This window comes from Bacillus sp. MMSF_3353, assembly GCF_030733445.1.
Taxonomy (GTDB): domain Bacteria; phylum Bacillota; class Bacilli; order Bacillales; family Bacillaceae_G; genus Bacillus_A; species Bacillus_A wiedmannii.
The window spans coordinates 210145-227971 of record NZ_JASHJA010000003.1; the positions used below are offsets into that span (position 1 = coordinate 210145).

General features: G+C 36.1%; 17 protein-coding genes. 13 read left to right on the forward strand and 4 right to left on the reverse strand.

What is annotated here, in order from left to right:
• Positions 1-157: 157 nt before the first annotated feature.
• Complete coding sequence (locus RBB48_RS09145) at positions 158-1150, reverse strand: zinc-dependent alcohol dehydrogenase family protein (RefSeq protein ID WP_306007564.1); 993 nt, start codon at positions 1148-1150, stop codon at positions 158-160.
• Positions 1151-1511: 361 nt separating this feature from the next.
• On the opposite strand from RBB48_RS09145, the gene RBB48_RS09150 reads away from it, so the two are divergent.
• The 4 genes from RBB48_RS09150 (at position 1512) to RBB48_RS09165 (ending at position 4483) form a co-directional block, all read left to right on the forward strand.
• Positions 1512-2729: a sensor histidine kinase gene (locus RBB48_RS09150; protein ID WP_098857792.1), complete on the forward strand. Its 1218-nt coding sequence runs from the start codon at positions 1512-1514 to the stop codon at positions 2727-2729.
• Entirely contained in the window at positions 2719-3363 is a 645-nt protein-coding gene (locus RBB48_RS09155) for a response regulator (RefSeq protein WP_098857791.1), read from the forward strand. The genes RBB48_RS09150 and RBB48_RS09155 overlap by 11 nt, the downstream gene beginning before the upstream one ends.
• A 163-nt stretch (positions 3364-3526) precedes the next feature.
• The gene (locus tag RBB48_RS09160; protein WP_002064089.1) at positions 3527-3961 is read left to right on the forward strand and encodes a hypothetical protein; all 435 of its coding nucleotides are present in this window, start codon (positions 3527-3529) and stop codon (positions 3959-3961) included.
• Positions 3962-4084: 123 nt separating this feature from the next.
• Positions 4085-4483: a hypothetical protein gene (locus tag RBB48_RS09165; protein WP_306007565.1), complete on the forward strand. Its 399-nt coding sequence runs from the start codon at positions 4085-4087 to the stop codon at positions 4481-4483.
• A 66-nt stretch (positions 4484-4549) separates the two neighbouring features.
• Here RBB48_RS09165 and RBB48_RS09170 read toward each other — a convergent pair whose 3' ends face one another.
• Positions 4550-4690, reverse strand: coding sequence for a YflJ family protein (locus RBB48_RS09170; protein WP_000273536.1), 141 nt, complete (start codon positions 4688-4690; stop codon positions 4550-4552).
• 154 nt (positions 4691-4844) lie between these two features.
• On the opposite strand from RBB48_RS09170, the gene RBB48_RS09175 reads away from it, so the two are divergent.
• Complete coding sequence (locus RBB48_RS09175; RefSeq protein WP_000582797.1) at positions 4845-5207, forward strand: hypothetical protein; 363 nt, start codon at positions 4845-4847, stop codon at positions 5205-5207.
• Between the two features lie 26 nt (positions 5208-5233).
• Here RBB48_RS09175 and RBB48_RS09180 read toward each other — a convergent pair whose 3' ends face one another.
• Positions 5234-5419: a YhzD family protein gene (locus tag RBB48_RS09180; protein ID WP_000539551.1), complete on the reverse strand. Its 186-nt coding sequence runs from the start codon at positions 5417-5419 to the stop codon at positions 5234-5236.
• Positions 5420-5771: 352 nt separating this feature from the next.
• On the opposite strand from RBB48_RS09180, the gene RBB48_RS09185 reads away from it, so the two are divergent.
• The 4 genes from RBB48_RS09185 to RBB48_RS09200 all read left to right on the forward strand — a co-directional run bounded on the left by RBB48_RS09185 (position 5772) and on the right by RBB48_RS09200 (position 12762).
• On the forward strand, positions 5772-7013 hold the full coding sequence (locus RBB48_RS09185; protein ID WP_306007566.1) for a metallophosphoesterase family protein: 1242 nt from the start codon (positions 5772-5774) through the stop codon (positions 7011-7013).
• Positions 7010-9934: an ATP-binding protein gene (locus tag RBB48_RS09190; RefSeq protein ID WP_306007567.1), complete on the forward strand. Its 2925-nt coding sequence runs from the start codon at positions 7010-7012 to the stop codon at positions 9932-9934. Before RBB48_RS09185 ends, RBB48_RS09190 begins: the two co-directional genes overlap by 4 nt.
• 41 nt (positions 9935-9975) lie before the next feature.
• On the forward strand, positions 9976-10920 hold the full coding sequence (gene yhaM / locus RBB48_RS09195) for a 3'-5' exoribonuclease YhaM (RefSeq protein WP_000726645.1): 945 nt from the start codon (positions 9976-9978) through the stop codon (positions 10918-10920).
• Positions 10921-11334: 414 nt separating this feature from the next.
• The gene (locus tag RBB48_RS09200) at positions 11335-12762 is read left to right on the forward strand and encodes a serine hydrolase domain-containing protein (protein ID WP_306007568.1); all 1428 of its coding nucleotides are present in this window, start codon (positions 11335-11337) and stop codon (positions 12760-12762) included.
• 380 nt (positions 12763-13142) lie between these two features.
• Here the strand turns inward: RBB48_RS09200 and RBB48_RS09205 are convergent, their stop codons facing one another.
• Positions 13143-13655, reverse strand: coding sequence for a hypothetical protein (locus tag RBB48_RS09205; RefSeq protein ID WP_088121560.1), 513 nt, complete (start codon positions 13653-13655; stop codon positions 13143-13145).
• A 429-nt stretch (positions 13656-14084) separates the two neighbouring features.
• Between RBB48_RS09205 and RBB48_RS09210 the strand changes: the two genes are divergently transcribed.
• From RBB48_RS09210 to RBB48_RS09225, 4 genes are all read left to right on the forward strand, one after another.
• Positions 14085-15029 (forward strand): ring-cleaving dioxygenase, encoded by a 945-nt coding sequence (locus RBB48_RS09210; protein ID WP_306007569.1) that lies wholly within the window; start codon positions 14085-14087, stop codon positions 15027-15029.
• Between the two features lie 44 nt (positions 15030-15073).
• Positions 15074-16051 (forward strand): ring-cleaving dioxygenase, encoded by a 978-nt coding sequence (locus RBB48_RS09215; RefSeq protein WP_306007570.1) that lies wholly within the window; start codon positions 15074-15076, stop codon positions 16049-16051.
• A gap of 256 nt (positions 16052-16307) precedes the next feature.
• The gene (locus tag RBB48_RS09220) at positions 16308-17402 is read left to right on the forward strand and encodes a response regulator aspartate phosphatase (RefSeq protein ID WP_106383138.1); all 1095 of its coding nucleotides are present in this window, start codon (positions 16308-16310) and stop codon (positions 17400-17402) included.
• Positions 17402-17647, forward strand: a complete 246-nt coding sequence (locus RBB48_RS09225; RefSeq protein WP_106383139.1) for a Phr family secreted Rap phosphatase inhibitor — start codon at positions 17402-17404, stop codon at positions 17645-17647. Before RBB48_RS09220 ends, RBB48_RS09225 begins: the two co-directional genes overlap by 1 nt.
• The last annotated feature ends 180 nt before the right edge of the window (positions 17648-17827 follow it).

The following is a 17827-nucleotide window of genomic DNA, read 5'->3' on the forward strand; positions in this document are numbered from 1 at the left end:
CTCATCTCCTGTTATATTCGTTTTTATGATAACCAATTTAAGTTCGGTTGACAATGTTATTTTTTAGGTAGTTGAAATGGGATACTAAAATAGGGTTTATAAGACATAAAAAAATCTATTTTGAAAAAATCAATCAAAATAGATCCTTCAATTGCATTTAATAGCTCGTCAAAAACACTTTCCCTTTCGTTTTCTCAGCAGACTGCACAACATCAACCGCACTTTTCACATCTGCTAAGTCATACGTAGAATGGACTTTCATAAAATGTAATTGTTTGTTTTCCACTAAGCGAATTAAGTGACGAAACGTTTCTTGCCATTTATATGGTGATACTTCTTTATTCCAATTTCGTAAATGAAATATGTTCGCGTGCACTTTTGCTTTCGTGACAATCTCTGCCCAGTTCACTTGTATTCCTGATAGAAGACCAATTGTTAAAAAGTGCCCGTTTGGACGTAAGGAAAAAGCTAATTCATTTCCATCTGGTCCTCCGATAGAGTCAATCGCAGCATCTGCACCGAGCCCGTTTGTTAATTCCATAACTGTTTCATAAAGCGGGGCAGTGGAGGTATCAATTACATACTCAGCACCAAGGCGTAGTAATTCTTCTGTATGCTTATTATTTCTTGTAACAGCAATTAATCGGAAGTTTAAAATTTGTGATAACTGCGCGAAAAGATGACCAATAGCGGACCCACAAGCGTTCACTAATAAAACGTCATTACGCTGTAAGTTTAACGTTTCTGTACAAGTAACCCACGCCGTAAGAGGATTAATATACATTTGTGCCGCTGTAAAATCATCGATAGAATCAGGGATAGGGACTACAAAGTCAGCTGATGTTGTAACGAACTCTTGCCAGGTACCATCTCCGCGTAACGGTAAAACACGTTTACCGATAAGGTCTCTAGAAACGAAAGAGCCAACATCTTCTACAATGCCAACACCTTCATAACCAGGTATGTTAGGTAAAGGGATTCTATGTGCGTACGCTCCGGTTACTGGAATTAAGTCAGATGGATTAATCGGTCTAACTAACATACGAACTAAAACTTCATTATCTTTTAATGGTTCTATATTTTTATATTCAACTTGTAATACATCTTTTGGGTTACCAAACTTGTGAAATTGAATGTGTTTTCCGTGCAAGATAAATGTGCCCCCTTAGTTTGATTGGGTTTATTATAGCATTTTCAGTTTAAATAATTATTTCATTAGCACTAAATAAAAGGGAACAGAAAGTCGTCGTTTATACTTTGAGGAGATTTTGATTGTGCAAACTTTTAAAATATACATTAATTATGTAGCATTGTATGGATTTCTGAATAATAATCTTACATAAACATCAATGTATTTCTATATAAAATAATTCATATTTTTATTTGGTAATGAGGATGAAGAGGAATAAGTGACTTATCCCGCTATTTGTGGGAGTCGGGCTATATGTAAAAGGCTTCACTTTATCAAAATGTAAGTTGCATCTTGTATAATGTAATGGTGGAGGTCAAATATGAAAAAAATAAGTTTAAATATAGATTTGGATACAAATGTATTGGAAGTAGTATTTATACCAAGAAGGTTTATTATTTTATGGATTACACTCGTATATATAGCTTCAATACTTTTAGAATTTCGTAATAATATTTTCTCTATGGATAGTTTTTTCTTTACAATAGTCATTGTTATTCATACTATTTTTCATTGGTATGCGAGTTCATTAAAAAATAGGCAATTGTTGTACTTCTTTTTTGTACAACTTTTCATTGTTTTTTTGGCTGCGTTTATTGCAACAAATGCTTCGATAGCGATTTTTGTTGGATTAACTCCTATTTTAATCGCCCAAAGTTTATATGTTTATAACAATATATTTAAAGTAATGGCAGTTTTTACTCTTATGTATGCAATATTTTGTGCTGCAATTAGTATCAATTATGGTGTGAATAAATTAGCTATTCTTATCTCTATGTTTCTTTTAGTGTTAGCAATTATTATTCCTTTTTCTTATATTAATAAGCAGCAATTTGATGCACGTAATCGTATACAGAGCTATATTCAAGAGTTAGAGTCTGCATATATGAGAGTGGAAGAATTGACATTAGCTAATGAAAGGCAGCGTATGGCAAGAGATTTACATGATACGTTAGCGCAAGGTTTAGCAAGCTTAATTATGCAATTGGAAGCGATAGATGCCCATATGCAAAAAGGGAATACAGGACGATCTCAAGAGATTATGAAACAAACTATGATAAGAGCGAGACAAACTTTACATGATGCAAGGTTGGTTATTGATGATTTGCGTCATACTACTAATTCATTTAATGGAGCAGTAAAAGAAGAGGTTCAACGTTTTTCTGAAGCTACGTCTATACATGTGAGATTTACTATCCAAAGTCCACCGTATATTTCAAGCGTAGTAAAAGAGCACTGCTTATATGTAATTAGTGAATGTTTAACAAATATCGCAAAACATTCACAGGCAGCAGATGTAAATTTAAATGTTGAATATATCGATGATCTTGAAAAACTTACTATTGAAATTGAAGATAATGGAATTGGTTTTGACACTAGATATATCGGTAAGAATCCTGGACATTATGGTTTAATTGGTCTAAATGAGCGTGTTCGATTGATTAAGGGAGAAATACATATACTGAGTGAAAAGATGAAAGGTACGAAAGTGTATATTCAAGTGCCTATAAGTAAAGAAGGAGATAGCCATGAAGCATAACGTATTAATTATAGATGATCATTTCGTTGTAAGAGAAGGTCTGAAATTAATAATAGAAACGAGTGATTCATTTCAAATTATAGGTGAGGCTGCAAACGGAGAAGAAGCCCTTTCTTTCATAGAAAAGAAGAAACCTGATGTCATTTTAATGGATTTGAATATGCCTAAAATGAGTGGTTTAGAAACAATTGAGGCTTTGAATGAAAAACAAAATCATACGCCGATTATTATATTAACTACTTATAACGAAGATGAATTAATGTTAAAGGGAATTGAGTTAGGGGCAAAAGGATATTTGCTAAAAGATACGGATCGAGAGAATTTGTTTCGAACATTGGAAGCGGCTATTCGAGGTGAGATTTTACTACAACCAAATATTATGGAAAAGATAGTGAAGTATAAAAGGAAAGAAGTACATGCTGATAAGGTTGCAGAAAATAACTTAACGGTTAAAGAATTGTTTGTGCTGAAAGCTATTGCGCGCGGATATAAGAATAAAGAAATTGCATTTGATATGGGAATAGCTGAGCGAACGGTAAAAGCATATTTAACAAATATATACAATAAATTAGGTGTTAATTCACGGTCAGAAGCAGTAGCTGTATCTATTGAAAGGAAGTTAATTCATTTTTAAAACATTATATATGCCCAATCGTACATTATAGGCTTGCCCTTTTGTACGATTTTTTTATTTCTTTCTCATGTTATGCTTCAGAAAGTATGAGAGATTTAAGAACAATCTAATTGCATTACAATTATAGACGTTTCTAATGTAGGAAAGGAAGAAGAATAAGTAAATGGAAACTTTGCTTTTAATTCCTGTATTAATTTTCTTTATTTGGCTGCAAAGCAAACAAAGAAAATTAAACTGGATAGATATTATAACTTTTCTCATGATGATAGGGATTATTACTTATACGGCGCCGCAACCAATGACTAGGGATTTACAAGCAGAGTTACTGGCAGTTACGCTTATTTCTTTCGCTATTGGTGTTTGGCAAGGTGGGGGAATTACAGTCTGTTATGAGGATGAAATTTTATATATTACAAATGGAAAACAGTATTCCATTTCATGGATTCTCTTAATAATTGGCAACATAATTATTATTAATATATTTGAAGGTGGATTTACATTTAATGGACCGTGGTTTCTTTTGTGTAGTGTTGTCATTACATCTGGGGTGAAAACCAGTATTCTATGTGTTCTGTACAAATTAACAGTGCGAAATTGAATGGAAAATCAAAGCTGTTTTCTTTTATCCCAACATAAAGCGTATTGCTGTAAGCTCATTAAAAGACTGTAGTTGATAAAAAAATGAGAAGGAAGTATTGGAAGAATGGGGGAGTTAACGTAGATGTTTCTACCTATTACTATATTTGATAGGTTTAGTTGGCTGGGGAATGTTGCCTTCTCTTCAGAAAAGACTAGCAGGAATCGAGCACTTTCAAGGGCAGAAGAAAGCAATGTTAATTTGTGTGAAAATAAATGTAGAGATTCAGTTAATAATATTCATCAAAAAATAAATGTGGATGCTTTGGACTATAGTAATAATCGTATATTGGGCCGTGCAGAACCTCATTCAACAATTGTCATAACAAGTAGTGATATGTATGTTGGAAGCGGACGAGTTAATAAGTATGGAGAATTTAAAATATATACAAAGGATTATCTGGAAGAGTATTTGGTACTAGAGATTCAGTTGATAATGGGCGGTTTCTATCAAGGAAGTATAACGGTAAAGTTAAAAAGTTAAGGTATAATGATTTTCTTTTTATTTAGTAAATAAAAAGGAAGCAACCGCAGCTGCTTCCTACATCTATTAAGCCGAAGCCTTCTTCATTCTCTCAAGTAAACTAGATAACACATGCGTACGATATGATTCTAGTTTTTTACCTTCGTAAGTACGAATACCTAATTTTTTAAGTTCTTTTACATACCAACCTTTGCTTCCGAAATACATGTGATCGCTCCCCTTCAACTTTGTTTTTATTTGTTCTGATTGTACTTGGAGGTACAGGTAATATAATGAAGGAAATGAATTTCGCGCGAAAATGGTTAACTTTGTTGCAAAAGACATATATACTAAGGATAGTATATAACGAGGTGGGCAAGACGTGATTATAGAGAAGCACGAAATTCAAATTGACCAAATTACGAGCGGTAAAGTGAATATCTTTACTTTCTATAGGAATAGAAAGCAAGTTGATGATCATTTTTTACGATTGCAAGAACCATCGCTTACAGCAAACTACTTCTTCCATTTTCATTTTGATGCAGAGAGCTTGCATCTACTGCAGGAAGAGTTTCCGAGCGTATATCCGTACAACGGTAGTGAAACGATTCACGACTGGACGGAAAAGATGAAAGCAGAATTGCAACATCAGATCCAAACAGGAAAATGGAATAAGCGCGTACGTATCGGTAATCGCATTCTAGATGTGGTGTTTACGTGGTGTGACGAAGATATAGTAGAGTGAAAAAGAAGCGGATGACGCTTCTTTTTTTAGCGCTGGAATAAAACGAGCTTACCTGCAGAAGATGTGCAGCGATGTGTTTTTTCATACAATCCTTTTTCTTGTAAAATAGATTCACCTTTTGCTTTCGCTTCTTTTTCAGTTGCCGCCTCGAATGATTCGTCTAATGCTTTAGAACCATCTTTTTCAAAGACTGTTAGAACGTATACTCCCATGAAAATTCCCTCCAATAATAAAAATCAGAATCTTATAACTATTTTGGCATAAATCGCTAGAATATGCAAAGAAATATATGACATTGCGTGTTACAATAAAGTGAAACTTTAACTAGTGGGGAGTCTTTTCATCCCCACTAGTTATTAGTTGAACCAATCGGGTATTTATGGGCAGTTTACTTTCAGATTGGCTTCTTTGCCTACTGCCCGTTAATACGGGGTAAAGTGAAACTTTAATCAGTGGGGAGTTTTTTATTTCCTGCTTATTACTAGTTTTCACCAATTGAGCATGTAGTGTTTGTGTTCATGCGGATAAAATGAAACTTTTGAAATATAGAAAGGATCGTTATTTGTGAAACAAGTGAAGTTTATACATGCGGCTGATTTGCATTTGGATAGTCCGTTTAAAGGGATGGGGATGAATGTACCGCAGTCTGTTTGGGAGAGAATGAAGCAGAGTACGTTTGAATCGTTCGAGCGTATTGTTGATAAAGCGATTCAAGAGCGCGTTGATTTCGTATTACTAGCCGGGGATTTGTATGATGTGGAGACGAGAAGTTTGAGAGCGCAAGTGTTTGTGCGCGAGCAAATGAAGAGACTGTCGCAGTATGATATCCCTATTTTTATTATTCACGGTAACCACGATCATTTAGGGGGAAGCTGGGCAGCAATTGAGTTTCCGGAAAATGTTCATGTGTTTACGGAGCCTTATGTAGAAGAGAAATCATTTTATAAAAATGGTGAGTTGTTAGCTTCTATTTACGGGTTTAGTTATTTGCAGCAAGCGGTAACGGATAATATGACAGCGCAGTTTACGAAAATGAGTGATGCGCCTTTTCATATTGGTATGCTTCACGGAAGTGTGGAAGGAGATGCAGAGCATAATCGCTATGCACCGTTTCAAATTCGTGAGCTGAAAGAAAAGCAGTTTGATTATTGGGCTCTTGGTCATATACATAAACGTGAAATTTTATCAGAAGAGCCGTGCATTATTTATCCAGGTAATATACAAGGACGTCATCGTAAGGAAACAGGAGAGAAGGGTGCATACCTGATTGAACTTACGAAACAAGGAACGCACTGTTCATTTTTCCATACGGCGGATGTTGTGTGGGACGAGATAGAAGTGAATATTGATGGACTTGAAACTGTTGATGAACTTATGACGAGCGCATCGAGTGCGATGAATGAGTGCCGAAGAGAAGAGGAAGGGACGCTACTTACTGTCATATTTACAGGACAAGGCCCACTTTCTCCTTATTTACGTGATGAAAAGCGTGTGGAAGAGATCTTTCATATTTTAGCAGCTGGCGAAGAGCGAAAAGACTTCGTATATGCGATGAAGTGGAAAAATGAGACGGTTTCTTTTGCGGAAATCGAGCGTTTGAAAGAGGAAAACCATTTCGTCGGTAGTGTGCTGAAAGAGTTAGAAGCTTTCACTAATATGGACGGCGTATTGCGCAGTATTTGGACATCTCCTGTAGCGCGTAATAGTATTGAATCTTTTACAGAAGAAGAGAAGAAAGAGATTCAAAAGGAAGCAGAAAATATTATTTTAGAGCAATTATTCCAGCAAGAGAGGGATAAGAAATGAGAATTGAAAAACTCCATATTTATGGGTACGGAAAATTAGAAAATGTGGAAATGGATCTGTCAATGCTGACAGTGTTATACGGTGAAAATGAAGCGGGGAAATCGACAATTCGCTCATTTATGAAAAGTATTTTATTCGGTTTTCCAACGAGAGGACAGCGCCGTTATGAGCCGAAAGAAGGCGGCAAGTATGGCGGTGCGATGACTGTGCAAACAGAGAAGTACGGCCGTTTGAAAATTGAACGGTTGCCAAAGACGGCAGCTGGTGAGGTGACCGTTTATTTTGAAGACGGGAAAACGGGCAACGAGGAAATTTTACACGATATATTAAGCGGGATGAATGAAAGTTTATTTGAATCTGTCTTTTCATTTGATATGCACGGCCTTCAAAATATTCATCAGCTCGGCGAAGCGGATATCGGAAATTATTTATTTTCAGCAAGCGCAGTCGGAAGCGATGCGTTATTACAACTAGATAAAAAGCTAGAAAAAGAAATGGATCAGCGTTTTAAGCCGAGTGGGCGTAAACCAGAAATTAATGTGTCACTACAAGAGATGAAGAAGCTTGAAGAGAAGATGAAAGAGTGGCAAGGGAAAATTGGCACGTATGAAAAGCAAGTGGAGCAGTTAAAAGAAAGTGAAGAGCAGCTAGCTTTTGTTCGCGTGGAAAAAGAGAGTGCAGAAAAGCGAAAGCAAGATTATGAAATATTAGCTGTGCTTGAGCCTCTCGTTATTGAAAAGCGTGCGCATGAGAAAGTGTTAGAAAACGAGGGCGGACAATTTCCTGTAAACGGGATGGCGCGCTATGAAGCGATTAAGGCGAAGATGGAGCCGCTTCAATTACAAGTGGATTCACTCCATAAGAAAACAGAGACTGTGCAAACGGAAATTGAATCGATTCAAATAGATGAAGAGTTTTTACAAAAAGAAAGTTATGTAGAAGAACTTCGTATGCAGCATATGTCTTACGAAAATGCACGCCAAGAAATGCGTGATATAACAGGAACGATTACGAATATAAAAGAAGAACTGACAGAATTAGAGCAACAAATTGGTGCTACTTTTGAAAAAGAAACAGTTCTTTCGTTTGATATGAGTTTGGCAACGAAAGAGTTAATTACGCAAACGGTGCAAAAGGCGCGCGAACTAGAAACGCAAAAAGTACAGCTTGACGATCGTTTCAAAGTAGCGCAGGAGCAATTAGAAGAACAAGAAGAAAACATAAGACAGGTTAAGCACCAAATGTTAGCGGATGAAGAACGAAATACGCTAGTTGAGAAAGAAAAGTCATTCCAAGATGCGGCGTTTATCGGTATGGGCGCAGAGAGAATGAAGCGCAAGTATGAAGAGAAGGCAGGAGCGGCAGTGCAAAAGAAAAAACAGTGGCAAAGAGTTTGTCTTCTGTTACTTCTTATTAACACAGTCGTTTTATTCACAAGCTTATTTATAGACAACCGCCCGCTCTTATTTATTAGTGTCATTGTTTTTGTAGGGATTGTTCTTGCCCTCGTTTTATATAAAGATCCGTCAAGTGGATTACAAGAAGAGCTTCTTACTCTTCAGCAAAGTGCTGGTGGGAGACAAAGTGAAGAAGCAATGTCAGTTCGTTATCAATTAGAAAAAGATGAAGAGATACGTAAATTATTTGAGCGTGAGTCGTATAAGTTACAGCAAATGGAGCGAGCTTATGATAAAGTCGTTTCATCGTATGAGGAATGGGAGAGAGAAACGTTCCGCATTAGCGAACAAGTAAATGTGTATAAAGTGCGCTATATGTTCCCTGAATTTTATACGTATGCACACATATTGCCGGCGTTTGAGCGTATGGAAAAAATGCAGCAATTATATCGCGAGTTAGAGAAACAAAGTGAGCGGAAATCTTCATTATATGAAATGATTTCGCAATTTGAACATAAACTAGAAACTGTTATCGGTAGTGTGGAATATAGTAAGCTGCACGAGGCGCAAAGCCGTATGCAAAATGAGAAAGAAAAGCGCCAAACTTGTAAGCAGTTAAAAGAGAAGCTTGTGGAATGGCAAGAAGAATATGAGTTCATGCAAGAGCAATTAAAACAACTGTTAGTAGAACGAGATAGTTTATGGCATATCGCACATTCTACAGATGAAGAGATGTTTTTAGAAGCAGGTAAACTGGCAGAAAAACGTGAAGATGCTGCGCAGCAAGTCGGGCGTTTATTACCGCAAATTGATCTGTTAGAACAGCGTTTAACGAGTTTATCATTAGCTGAACATTATGAGGCTGACGGTTATGATGAAAAATTAAAGCAAGAACTGACAGCTGCGCAAAATTGTCTTATGAAAGAGAAAGAACTGACAGAGCGTATTGCGAAACATCGTATGGAAATCGCGAATTTAGAAGAAGGTAGTACGTACGGTGATTTACTGCACGAATGGGAAATGAAAAAAGCGCAAGTGCGTGAACAAGTGAAGAAGTGGGCTGCTTATGCGGCCGCAAAGACAGTATTAACGAAAACGAAGCAATATTATCATGAAGTACATCTTCCGCGTATTTTACAAAAATCAGAAGAGTATTTCGTCTATTTAACAGGCGGACGATATAGTAAAATCTTTTCACCGTCAGAGGCAGAACCGTTCATCGTTGAGCGTAATGACGGTATGCGTTTTTACAGTCATGAACTAAGCCAAGCGACAGCAGAGCAGTTATATTTATCGTTACGATTTGCATTAGCGAAAACATTTGAGCATGATTATCCGTTCATTATTGATGATAGTTTCGTGCATTTTGATGCGGTAAGGACGAATCGTACAATTGAACTAATAAAGGAAATTGCGAAAGATAGACAAGTCATCTTCTTTACATGCCATGCGCATTTATTAACGTATTTTACAGAAAAACAGATTATAAAATTAACGCATAAGCGTAAAGAAAATGAGTTGTAGTATGCTATACTAAAAGTAATTGATATGGTGGAGGAATTCGAATGAAAAAGAAAATTGCAGAATATGAAGTTGGTGAACAAGTCGATGTTTTCTTGTTAATTAAAACAGCGACAAAAGGTTTAGCAAGCAATGGCAAACCATTTTTAACAGTAATCTTACAAGATCCAAGTGGAGATATTGAAGCGAAGCTATGGGACGTATCGCCAGAAGTTGAGAAACAATATGTAGCAGAAACAATCGTTAAAGTAGCTGGTGATATTTTAAACTACAAAGGACGTATTCAATTACGTGTGAAACAAATCCGTGTTGCGAATGAAAATGAAGTAACAGATATCTCGGATTTCGTAGAAAAAGCACCAGTGAAAAAAGAAGATATGGTTGAAAAAATTACGCAATACATATTTGAAATGAGAAATCCAAACATTCAACGTCTAACAAGACATTTGTTAAATAAGCACCAAAACGAATTTTTAGAATATCCAGCAGCGACAAAGAACCATCACGAGTTCGTATCTGGACTAGCTTATCACGTCGTATCGATGCTTGATTTAGCGAAAGCTATTGCGGCTTTATACCCATCGTTAGATAAAGACTTACTATATGCGGGCGTTATTTTACATGACCTTGGTAAAGTAATCGAATTATCTGGCCCAATTTCTACAACATACACGTTAGAAGGAAATTTATTAGGCCACATTTCTATTATGGTGAACGAAATTGGTAAAGCAGCAGACGAGCTACAAATCGATGCAGAAGAAGTATTAATTCTTCAACACATCGTCCTTTCTCACCACGGAAAAGCAGAATGGGGTAGCCCAAAACCACCATTAGTAAAAGAAGCAGAAATTCTGCACTACATCGATAACTTAGATGCAAAAATGAACATGATGGACCGTGCATTAGGACGCACAAAGCCAGGCGAATACACAGAGCGTGTCTTTGCACTTGATAATCGTTCGTTCTATAAGCCGACGTTCCATAATTAATAGTGTGAATAAAGTGGCCTCATTAAGTGTTAATAAGCTTAGTGGGGCTGTTGTATAATGATAATAAAGTTATTGAATTTTGATTATTAAAAAGCTAAGAGCCTTACTACATTCTAAGTAGCAAGGCTCTTTAAAGTTGTTTCAAATTACATCCATCTGTTCGTTCAAGTGTAACTATTCGCAATTATTTGATATTATACAGGTGAATAGAAAGATACATTAAAATTTAGTTTTGTAGTTGTAAAAGGAGGTTATTTATCCAACATTAACGGGCAGTAAAACTCCCACCTCAAAATTTGGCTGGAGCAAAGAAGTTAGGTGGGGGTCGGGCTGCCCGTAAACGTCCGATTGGTGAGGGCTGATTATAGGTTCACTTTATATTATTCTCTTATAATTTTCCAAAAAGGAGAGTTTATGAAAAAGATTATTGTTTTTGTATTAACAATATTTATATTATTCTCAGGATTTGCAACACAAAGTTATGCGTTGTCAGATTCGCAATCTGCGGCAATACAAGCGTTGCTAGATGATGCCTGTCGTATATCAGGTGTGCCGGGAATGTCAATCTCAATACTTGCTGATGATGAAGTGTTCTACTTTTCTTCAGGGTATGCAGACCGTGAAAAGGGGTTGTCTGCAAGTGAAAATACACTCTATGAGTTAGCCTCGGTCAGTAAAGCTTTTACCGGTATGGGTATTATGCTATTGGAAGAGCAAGGGCTGCTTTCAATGACTGACCCTGTCCAAAAATATTTACCTTGGTTTACATTAAAATATCAAGGGAAACCTGTTGATATGCAAAGTCTTACACTAAATAACTTTCTTCACCATACCAGTGGTCTAACAAATATTAGGCATCTTCAAAATATTCCACAAGGCAATACACCGGATATGTTGCAAAAGACTGTGGAAATGCTCGTGGATGCTGAATTGGCGTTCCCTCCCGGTGAACAGTATAACTATGGAACCGTTAATTATGACGTATTGGGTTTGGTTATTGAGATTGTGTCGCGACAGAGCTATGAAGACTTTATGAAGGAACAGGTATTTCAGCCGTTAGGTCTTCACCAGACGTATGTTTATAAAGAAGCTGCTCAAGCCACTGGACAGTTGGCACAGGGCTACCGTTCTTCCTTTTTTATGACAACTCCATTTAAAGCTCCGGATTATGCTGGGAATAAACCCGCAGGCTACATCATTTCTAATACAAAAGATATGGCGCGTTGGATGGGCATACAGATGGGGATCGTGCAGGAAATACCCGAAATATTTCACATGGTTATCGAAAAATCACATAGGGGTGATATGTCTGTTTCGGCTGTCAACGGTATGTATTATGCGGCAGGCTGGTCCGTAAACGCCGAACAAACGATTATAGAACACACTGGGGGCAATCCAAATTTCAGAACCGAAGTAGTCATACTGCCAAATGAACGAACAGCCGTCTCCTTGCTGAGCAACGGCGCAAATACCAATACAAACATGGTACTAAAAGTTAAAGATATATTAGAAGGCAATCTAACTCAGTCATATGAAATAAGCGGCACACAGCTTTTGGATATCATTTTGTCGTCTATCACAATTATTCTTTGCCTATTGGCCGTTTTGCTATTTCTCTTAGGATTACGCAGAAGGAGAACGAATGAGCGGCAGCCAATGACAAAAAAGAGAATAACCGTAACAGTTATTTTCCTGACCGCTACGATTGCCCTGGGTATACTGTGCTGTGCTTTCGATTGGTCAACAATACTTATGTGGCGAACATATAGTGTTCTTACAGCTTTGATTTCGTCAGCATTATTAACAGCAAGCATTACATGGTTTGTATACACTCACCGATAAAATACCTTGCTCCCAAGATAAGCATAATGTTAAGTCATTAAATTTCAATTTATCCCGCTTTAATGGGCAGTAAGACCCCCAACTCAAAATTCAGCGAAAGCAAAGAAGTTAGGTGGGGGTCGGGCTGCCCATAAAAGTCCGATTGGTGAGGGCTGATAATCAGTGGGGGGTGAAGAAAACCCCCACTGATTAAAGTTTCACTTTATTAAAAATGAAATAAAATAGTTAAGAAGTACGCATGGGTGTAACGAAGAACTAATAAAACATATCTTGCCACTAGAATGGGGGCATATCAACTTTTAAATTGAGTACCGCCAGCATTTCAGAAAAAATATGTTAAGCAAAAAATACAATAAGCTGTCCATATGGGCAGCTTATTGTTATTCTACATTGTTCTTAAATAAACGTAATATTTGTTGAGCATCTGTATCCCTTATTATGTAATGTTCTAGATTTTTTTGTTCTTCATGATCTTGACGAGCAATTACAACTTTTTTATCCTCTAGCCAAATTAAATATGTTTCATTGGAACCATCTTGGTAATTTACATTCATTTGATAATCAATATTTGCTTTGGCCTCATCATCTAGCAAAAGAGGAATAACTCTTTCTCGATCCTTATCTATTCCTGTATGTTCCATGGATTTAATAATTTGATCAAACTCTAGATTTATAACTGCTTTTTTATTTTTTACCTTAGCGGATATAAGCTCAATTTTCTTTATTTCCTTTCCTTGAAAGAAAATAGGTTTATGATTTTCCTCTTGTTGTATTGAGGCAGTTTTTACTTTTGGTTGTTCAGTAGTAGATGTACTACCAGTGTTTGTCTCAGTCGAACAAGCGGATAGATATAGGAATAATGATAAGGTCAGTAATGATATATTTTTATTCATAAATTAACCCCTTTCTTTTATGGATAATATTCCTTTTCACCATGTAATAAACCTTTTTAAAGGGGAGAAGTTGTCTACTCTTCGTATGAATACTTTATCCCGCGTTAATGGACAGTAAAACCCCCACTGATTATTAGCCTTCACTTTATCATTCTCCAGTTCAAAATGTTATCCAATAAAAAAATATCTCGAATTTGAGATAAATAACTTGCTTTTTAATCACTTGAGTTGTAAAGTGATAGTAACGAAAGCGATTGAGTCATATGAAAAACATACACTCACTTGCTTTCGATTAAAAAAACGAAGTAACTTATTCAGTAAAAACTAAGATGAATTTACAAAAACATAATGAGAATAAATTGAAAAGCTAAGAAGCATATTATTTTTTATGTATCACTTGACTAGTAAAATGAAACGGAGGAATTATCAATGTATGAAATTAAAGGGCATCATCACATTTCAATGGTTACAAAAAACGCGAGTGAGAATAACCATTTTTATAAAAACGTGCTTGGTTTACGCCGTGTGAAAATGACGGTAAACCAAGATGATCCGTCCATGTATCACTTATTTTACGGAGATAAAACAGGAAGTCCAGGTACAGAACTATCGTTTTTTGAAATGCCTTTAGTAGGAAAAACGTACCGTGGTACGAATGCAATTACGCGAATCGGATTACTCGTTCCGTCAGAGGAAAGCTTACATTACTGGAAAGAACGATTTGAGAAATTTGATGTGAAACATAGTGAAATGACAACATATGCAAATTGTCCTGCTTTACAATTTGAGGATGCTGAAGGTCTTCGCCTCGTGCTACTCGTTTCAAACGGAGAAAAAGTGGAGCACTGGGAAACTTGGGAGAAATCAGAAGTTCCTGCCGAACATCAAATTCAAGGAATGGGTTCTGTAGAAATGACAGTGCGTAGACTTGATAAACTGGCGAATACATTAACAGATATATTTGGTTATACAGAAGTTAGCCGAAGCGACGAAGAAGCGATTTTCCAGTCTATTAAAGGAGAAGCCTTCGGAGAAATCGTTGTGAAATATTTAGATGGTCCTACTGAAAAGCCAGGCCGCGGTAGCATTCATCATTTAGCAATTCGTGTAAAGAACGATGCAGAGCTTGCTTACTGGGAAGAACAGGTAATACAAAAAGGTTTCCATTCTTCAGGCATTATCGACCGTTTCTACTTTAAAAGCTTATACTTCCGTGAATCAAACGGAATCCTATTTGAAATTGCGACAGATGGACCGGGATTTACAGTTGATGGAGATGTAGAGCATTTAGGAGAAAAACTTGATTTACCGCCGTTCTTAGAAGAAAAGCGAACAGAAATTGAAGCGAAATTAGCACCTATCGAAGAGAAATAATAGAAGAGAAAATATACAATTTAAAACCATTGGAGGAATATAAAATGAACCAATTAAAAGGAATTCACCACGTTACAGCAATTACAAGTAGTGCAGAAAAGAACTATGAATTTTTCACTCACGTTTTAGGAATGCGTTTAGTTAAAAAAACAGTAAACCAAGATGATATTCAAACGTACCATTTATTCTTTGCAGACGATAAAGGTAGTGCAGGAACAGATATGACATTCTTTGACTTCCCAGGTGTTCAAAAAGGGGTACACGGTACAAATGAAATTTCAAAAACTTCATTCCGCGTTCCAACTGACGCAGCGTTAGCGTATTGGGTGAAACGCTTTGACCGTCTTGAAGTGGAACATACAGGCATTAAAGAGCAATTTGGTAAGAACACTCTTTCTTTCGTTGATTTTGATGATCAACACTATCAATTAATCTCAGATGAATTGGATAAAGGTGTGGAATCAGGTACACCATGGCAAAACGGACCAGTTCCATTAGAATATGCAATTACTGGCTTAGGACCTGTATTTATCCGTATCGCGAACTTTAGTTTCTTTAAAGAAGTGTTAGAAAAAGTTCTATTATTTAAAGAGATTGCTCAAGAAGGAGAATTCTATTTATTTGAAGTAAATGAAGGTGGGAACGGTGCCTCTGTTATTGTAGAACATAATACGGTTCTTCCAGAAGCACAACAAGGATTTGGTACAGTACACCATGCTGCATTCCGCGTAGAAGATCGCGCTGTATTAGAAGAGTGGATTGAGAGAATAGGTAGCGTTGGACTTCCGTCATCTGGATATGTAAACCGTCACTTCTTCGAGTCATTATATGCAAGAGTTGCACCACAAATTTTATTTGAATTCGCAACAGACGGCCCAGGGTTTATGGGGGATGAGCCATACGAAACACTTGGCGAAAAATTATCTTTACCTCCATTCTTAGAGCCAAAACGTGAAGAAATCGAAAAATTAGTTCGTCCAATTGATACAGTGAGAAGTACGAAGGAATTTATTAAAGAGTAAAAATAGAAATAATAAGTAGGAGAGCAAGTAGTTTTAGCTGATAGCTGGAACTGCTTGCTTTTTTATTTGGTCTATAAAATTTTCTGAAAAATGTTTCTCAAGTTTTTAAAATAGAAATATTTGGTATAATTCACTTAAATTATAAATTTTCTGACAATTATTTTTCAATGCATAGAAAAGAGGTGATAATATACAATTTTGATAATTGTATAAATATCCTAATTTTGTAAGTTTGAAGAAAAGGGGATGCAAGTGTATGGGAGCAGATGTAGTAACAAGGGAGCAAATGAAACATTCTTTAGATGATTGGTATCGTGTAATGTTGCAGCAAAATATAGAGAAAGCTACGGAGATGAAGGAAGAGATTGATAGTAAGATTAGTGGTTTGGACGTGGAGCAAGATGTATTGCTTTATCATACATTATTAAATTTTAGATATGATGCATTAGTTGATTGGATTTCAGTTAGAGAAGATAGCTTTGATAAAGTGGAATCTTTCGAAATTCCAACAGAAGGATTTTTAGCTTATTATTATCACTTTTTCAAAGGATTTCATTGCACATTAATTTCAAATTATAACGAAGCGAAAGAACAGTATGAACAAGCGGAGAAGTTATTGAAATATATTGCAGATCCGATAGAACATGCGGAGTTTCATTATCGGATGGGGAATTTCTATTATCAAAAATATGACCAGGTTCATGCGATAGATTACTTGAATAGGGCAAAAACAGCATTTTTGCAATATCCAGGCTATGAAATAAAAGTAGGATTATGTGAAAATGCTTTTGGACTATGTTGTGTAGACATAGATCACTATGAATTAGCGGAAGAGAACTTTAATTCTGCTATGGAAGTATTGCAAAAAGCGGATCAAAAAAAATATATGCTAATGGTTCGGCATAATTTAGCTTGGCTTTATGCTAGCCAAAATCTTTCAGAATTAGCGATTCGTCATATATCTGAGGTGACCAAAAATTACCCAGAACACTTTAAAGCCTTGTTTGTAGAAGCACGTGAATATTACAAATTAGGACGATATAATTTAGCGAATCCAATTGTTGAAAAAGGTTTAAATATTTGTGTTAATTTAGGAGAAAAAGAATTTCAACATCGGTTTAAAATTTTGAAAGAACTCAATGGGAAATCTTCAGTATCAATTATTGAAGATGTAATTTTAGAAGGACTTTCTTATTTTGAAAGAGAAAGATTATGGGATTGTATTCAAGAATACACTGAAATTTTAGCACTGAAATTTTATGAGTTTGATGATCATGTTAAGGCAAGTAAATATTTTTATATGAATAATAAGGCTCAAAAAAATATATTGGAAAAGGGAGCGTTAAAATAATGAAGAAATTTCGTTTGGCTATTGTTGGGACTGCATTAGTAGGGGTATTATCAATTGGATTCAATAGTTCTTTTACAAATCAAGCTGTAAATATAGGAGACACAGGAGGGGCACCAGCAAAACTAGACTACGTTAATATAGGAGACACAGGAGGGGCACCAGCAAAACCAGACTACGTTAATATAGGAGACACAGGCGGAGCACCAGCAGATAATAGAGGAGACGGCGGAGTAAGCCAACTATAATGATAAAGAAAGGGACTTCAACATGAAGTCCCTTTCTTTATCATTAGGGTATGTAGAGAAAAGAATTGACTTACTTTAAATGTGTAACTATAATAGTTACAAAACGACCATCATTAATAGAAGTAAGTAATATTTTTTTAGTATAATTGTAACTAACGTAGTTACAATTAAAAATAATCA